At 65.1% G+C, this 4,986-nt stretch carries 6 protein-coding genes; 1 reads left to right on the top strand and 5 read right to left on the bottom strand.

All coding sequences use genetic code 11. The features are described 5' to 3' along the window. Nucleotides 1–623 (top strand): alkaline phosphatase (locus tag ABDV68_RS18275; RefSeq protein ID WP_343521525.1); only part of this gene is annotated, 623 nt, incomplete at its 5' end. A gap of 207 nt (nt 624–830) precedes the next feature. On the opposite strand, the gene ABDV68_RS18270 is transcribed toward ABDV68_RS18275, so the two are convergent. The 5 genes from ABDV68_RS18270 to ABDV68_RS18250 all read right to left on the bottom strand — a co-directional run. Continuing rightward, the gene (locus tag ABDV68_RS18270) at nt 831–1,874 is read right to left on the bottom strand and encodes a rod shape-determining protein (RefSeq protein ID WP_343521524.1); all 1,044 of its coding nucleotides are present in this window, start codon (nt 1,872–1,874) and stop codon (nt 831–833) included. Between the two features lie 367 nt (nt 1,875–2,241). Beyond that, the gene (locus tag ABDV68_RS18265) at nt 2,242–2,895 is read right to left on the bottom strand and encodes a glutathione S-transferase family protein (RefSeq protein ID WP_343521523.1); all 654 of its coding nucleotides are present in this window, start codon (nt 2,893–2,895) and stop codon (nt 2,242–2,244) included. Continuing rightward, nucleotides 2,892–3,365 carry an SRPBCC family protein gene (locus ABDV68_RS18260; protein WP_343521522.1) on the bottom strand — a complete coding sequence of 158 codons (474 nt, stop codon included), beginning with the start codon at nt 3,363–3,365 and terminating at the stop codon, nt 2,892–2,894. Before ABDV68_RS18260 ends, ABDV68_RS18265 begins: the two co-directional genes overlap by 4 nt. After that, nucleotides 3,362–3,709 carry a metalloregulator ArsR/SmtB family transcription factor gene (locus ABDV68_RS18255; protein WP_343521521.1) on the bottom strand — a complete coding sequence of 116 codons (348 nt, stop codon included), beginning with the start codon at nt 3,707–3,709 and terminating at the stop codon, nt 3,362–3,364. The genes ABDV68_RS18260 and ABDV68_RS18255 overlap by 4 nt, the downstream gene beginning before the upstream one ends. A 69-nt stretch (nt 3,710–3,778) precedes the next feature. Next, a partial coding sequence (locus ABDV68_RS18250) for an ATP-binding protein (RefSeq protein WP_343521520.1) occupies nt 3,779–4,986 on the bottom strand: 1,208 nt, incomplete at its 5' end.

The following is a 4,986-nucleotide window of genomic DNA, read 5'->3' as shown; positions in this document are numbered from 1 at the left end:
TGCTGTTCGGCGCCGGCCGCCGCAAGATCGGCGAGCAGCTGGTCGCCGCGGGCACCAGCTTCGATCAGCTCGGCCAGGCCAATGGCCGCCCGATCCATACCACGCTGGCCGAGATCGGCGCCGGCGAGAAGCGCCCGGTCGTGGTCGGCGACGAGATGGACGCCCGCGCGGCAACGCTGAAGGCGCTCGACATCCTCGAAAAGTCGCCCAAGGGCTATCTGCTCGTCGTCGAGTGGGACGCGCATACCGACGATCCGCGCGAGGGGCTGCAGAACGTCGTCGACTTCGACAAGCTGATCGCCGAGGTCCAGGCGCGCGTGAACCTCGACGACACGCTGCTGCTGTTCACCGCCGACCACAGCTTCGGCCTGCAGGTCGATGGCGGCCGTCGCGGCGAGGAACTGCTCGCCGGCTATGACGAATGGAAAGCGACGAAGAGCAAGGAGGACATCGTCCGGCTCAAGAACGTCATGGTCAACCGCACCCATACCGGCGAGGAAGTGGCGACGCTGGCGATCGGCGCGGGCGCCGAGCGCGTCCGCGGCTATTTCCCCAATACCTATCTGTTCGAGGTGATGATGAAGGCGTGGGACTGGGAGCCGGATACAGCGTCAGGGAAGTGAGGCATTCGTGGACCGCCGGTACCGGATGGTTACGCACTAGTCCGGTACCGTCAGGTCGCGAATGCGAGCTGTCAGGACAGTAGAACGGTTACTCTTAGCCAACTGCGCGCCGGATCGAACGCCTGAATGGAGGGCGCAAGCTGCTGCCGCGATGGAGCGATTTCCTGGCGACAGCGGCGGCTTGGCCAATATTCATGGCACGTGCGTTTAGACGTCCGCCATCACGCCACGATACTCCGAGTCCTCCAATGCACGGCCCGCTCCGTTTGCCACGCACATCAGCGCATTGTCGGCAACGACGACGGGCAGCCCCGTTGCTTTGGAAAGCACCTCGTCCAGATCCGCGAGCAGACTGCCGCCTCCGGTCATCACGATCCCCTGGTCATAGATGTCGGAAGCCAGCTCCGGCTCGGCCTTCTCAAGCGCGGACAGCGTGGCTTCCACAATCTGCGCAACGAGGTCGGATAGAAATTGGGCGATTTCGCCCTGACTCACCTCGACTTCGGCAGGCATGCCCTTGACCAAATCCCGACCCCGGACGCGCATGACCGCACCAACGCCATCGGGCGGCATCTGAGCAGTTCCGATCTCGACCTTGATCCGTTCGGCTGTTACTTCGCCGATCATCAAATTGTGCTTCCGCCGAATGCCGGAGGCGATGGCCTCGTCCATCCGGTCTCCACCGACGCGTACCGACGCGCTGTACGCAAGGCCTCGCAGCGAGAGGATCGCGACTTCGGTCGTGCCGCCTCCAATGTCCACGACCATAGCCCCAAGCGGATCGATCACGCGTAGCCCCGCGCCGATCGCCGCGGCCATGGATTCCTCGATCAGATATACCTTGCGAGCCCCTGCATTCGACGTTGCCTGCTGGATGGCGCGCCGCTCCACTTGAGTCGCGCTACTCGGAATGCTGATCGCGATTTCCGGACCCCTTCCGAACTTTCGTGATCCACCCCCGGCCTTGCCGATAAAGTATTTGATCATCTGCTCGGCGACGTCGATGTCGGCGATCACCCCATCGCGCATCGGACGAATCGTGCTGACGTTATCGGGCGTTTTGCCGAGCATCAGCTTTGCTTCGGCACCGATCGCGCGCACGCGAGAAACACCGTTGAGCGTTTCCAGCGCCACTACCGAAGGTTCGTTGAGGACGATTCCTCTGTTGCGCAGGTAGACAACGGTATTCACCGTACCGAGGTCGATCGCGAGGTCGTAGGAAGAGCCAGATAAAAAGCGGGAAAAGCGCATCAAGTCCAATCGTTGGGCATCGGAAGCAATTTGCCGGCAGCAAGCGGCCAATCGATCGCGTGGAAGTGTGCCGGTGTGCTCCCTCTCGGCCCCGGTCAAGCAGCTTCGCGCTTATCCGAGCCCCGACGACGACCACCTGAACGGTTCGCTACTCGATCAGCCTGCGAAACCCGTCTCCGCCCGGCGCCAAGACGATCAGGAGCGATCTGTATGAGAGGCGCGATCTAGGGCAGCCAATCACCCGATAGCGGGCGCTCGGCGTCGGCCGAGCGGACGACCGCTTTCGGGGTCTCCGGCGATTTCTACCTGCCCTTCACTTCTTCCGTTGCGCCGCCCGCTCCGTGAACGCGCGAGTCAGCGCACACGCCTAGTCCCGATCCGGTGCGCCCAGCGGAAAATAATGGCGGAAGCGCCGCGCCTCCTCCACGGCCCGGGCGAAGGAGGGCCGCTGCAACAGCCGCGCGCGATAGGCCGCGAGATGGCCGTATTGCTCCGGAATCCGGTGCGTCCAGTCGGCATAGAAGAGCGAGGGTGCGGCCGCGCAGTCGGCGAGCGTGAAGGTGTCGCCCACTGCCCAGATGCGGCCCTGCATGTACTGGTCGAGCCAGGCATAACTGGTGTCCAGCATATTGCGCGCGTCCTCGACGCCGTGAGGATCGCGGCTCTCGATCGGGCGCAGGGCATCGAACACGAACTTGCCCTGGGGTGTCATGACATAGTTGTCGAAGAACCGGTCGAGCATCCGCGCCTCGAGCGCGAGGTCGGGATCCTCCGGAACGAGCTTCACCGGCCCCGGATGATGGACCTGAAGATATTCGATGACGATGCTTGCCTCGAGCACCACGCGCCCATTCTCGCGCAGGATCGGAAAGCGTTTCATCGGCCACAGCGAGGCGAGCTCCTCGCCGACGCCGGCGTCCTCCAGCATGCGGAAGGTGAACGGGACGTCATTCTCGTAGAAGGCGATGAGCGCCTTCTGGCAATAGGACGAGAACGGGTGGGCGAAGAGTTCGATGCTCATGCGAAGGCCCTCGCTTCACGGCCTTCGAGCACGGCGACGAGGTTGTCGATGTGCCAGGTCGTGCCATGCTCACGGCTTTTCACCGCGTCGTCGCCGCCGGTCAGATAGGAGCCCTGCTCCGTGTGGATCAGCCGGGTCTTGTCGCCCTCGGCGCTGAGTTCGATCGTCAGCAGCGAGACCGACAGCTTATCTCCGTTGTGGAACATGTCGTAGACGAGGATGATCCGCTCGTCCTCGACGATGTCGTGATAGGTGGCCTGGAAGTCGGTGATCATGCCGCTCGGCCAACGGGCATGGAACCGTTCCTTGCCGCCGACGCGGAAGTCGAAGTCGCGGTTCAGGGTCTCGATGTCCGACGGCGCCTTGAACCACGCACTCTTGGCCTCGAGGCTGGTGTAGGCCGCGAAGACCCGTGCCGGCGAGGCGTTCAGTATCCGCTCGATCACGAAGGTCGCATTGGTGACGGTCATCGCTCGTTCTCCTCGGGGGCGGTGCGGGCCAGATAGGCCTCCAGTTGATCATATTGCTGTTCCCAGAAGCGCTTGCGCTCGGTGATCCAGCGTTCGACTTGAGTCATGGTCGCGATCTGCAGCGTGCAGGTGCGCACTCGGCCGACCTTCTCGCTCTTCACCAGCGCGGCCTCCTCGAGCACCTTCAGGTGCTGGACCACGGCGGAGAGAGTCATCGGGAGCGGCTTTGCCAACTCGCTGACCGAGGCGGGGCCCCGGCTCAGGCGCTCGACCATGGCGCGGCGGCCAGGATCGGACAGGGCCTGGAAGGCGAGGTCGAGCGGCGTGGCCTGATACTGTAGCATTCACTTAAGTATTAACTCGAAGCGGCCTCGAGTCAACCGGGCTATCCAGTATCGCCGCCTTCCCGGGCTTCAGCCGGCGATTGCGATCCTGAAGCGTGCGCCGCCCAGCTCGCTCGTATCGAGCGTGATTTGCCAGCCGTGCGCCACCACGATCTGGCGCACCAGATTGAGGCCGACGCCGGTCCCTTCGCTGCGTGTGGTGAAGAACGGCAGGAAGACGTCCTGGCGGAGCGCCGCGGGGACGCCGGGGCCGTCATCCTCGATATCGATCAGAACGCCGCCGCCATTGTGCCGCCTGATCGTGAGCGAGACATTGCCTCGGCCGAGCGGCGGCACGCTGGCCTGTGCGGCGTTCCGCAGCAGATTGAGCAGCGCCTGCGCGAGCAGGTCGGGGTCGGCATCGAGGGTGATGCCGGGATCGACCGCCACGATCAGCCGGTGCTCGAACCAGTCGACGGCGAAGAGCCGTTCGAGCTCGGCAATGAAGGGCGTGGCCTCGAAGATGCGGTAGCGCGGCTCGGGCGCACGTGCCACCGCACGGTAGCTTTCGATGAACCGGCGCAGACCTTCGCTGCGGCGGGCGAGCGTCAGGATCGCGAGCCGCGCCTCGGCGATGTCTGGATTCTCCTCGCCGAGCAGCACGGCTGCTGTGCCGGCGAGCGACGTGACCGGAGTCAGCGAGTTGAGGATCTCGTGAGTCAGCACGCGCACCAGATCGCTTTGCGTGCCGAGCTCGACCGCGTCGAGCGTGCCCTGGATCGGCGCGACGGTGACGATCCGGACCGGGATTCCGAGCCGCTCGGCGGTACTCGCCCGCACCATCGCGCGCTGCGGCCTGTTCTCGAGCGAAAGCTGCAGAACCTCGTCGGCCGCGCCCTGGGCCACCAGCCGCTCGGCGAAAGCCTCGCCATAGGCCCGGTAATCTTCCGGGCGCGTGCCGAGATCGCGATCGAACAGCCGCCGCGCGGCCTTGTTGCGCAAGCGTACGCCATTTGCCGGATCGACGGTCAGCAGCGCGACCGGCATGTCGTCGAGCAACGCATCGAGAAAGCGCAGCTCCTCGGCTCCGCGGCTGCGTTCGGCGCGCAGGTCCCGCATCGCGTCGGTCAGCGCGCCGCCGAGCCGGTCGAAGCCGGCGCCGCCGCGCGGATCGAAGCCGACCGCGAAATCGCCGTGCCGCAGCGCCTCGACGAAGCGGGCCAGCGCGACATTGGTGCGGCGGACATGCCCGATCAGCCCGGCAAGCGCGCCCGCCGTCAGCGCCAGCGCGACCAGCC

This window comes from Sphingomonas sp. (genome assembly GCF_039595165.1).
Classification (GTDB): domain Bacteria; phylum Pseudomonadota; class Alphaproteobacteria; order Sphingomonadales; family Sphingomonadaceae; genus Sphingomonas.
This window is presented reverse-complemented; position numbering and strand designations above follow the sequence as displayed.

Coding starts and splice junctions, on each gene's coding strand:
- ABDV68_RS18270 (WP_343521524.1), bottom strand. CDS start 1,874: ATGCGCTTTTCCCGCTTTTTATCTGGCTCTTCCTACGACCTCGCGATC.
- ABDV68_RS18265 (WP_343521523.1), bottom strand. CDS start 2,895: ATGAGCATCGAACTCTTCGCCCACCCGTTCTCGTCCTATTGCCAGAAG.
- ABDV68_RS18260 (WP_343521522.1), bottom strand. CDS start 3,365: ATGACCGTCACCAATGCGACCTTCGTGATCGAGCGGATACTGAACGCC.
- ABDV68_RS18255 (WP_343521521.1), bottom strand. CDS start 3,709: ATGCTACAGTATCAGGCCACGCCGCTCGACCTCGCCTTCCAGGCCCTG.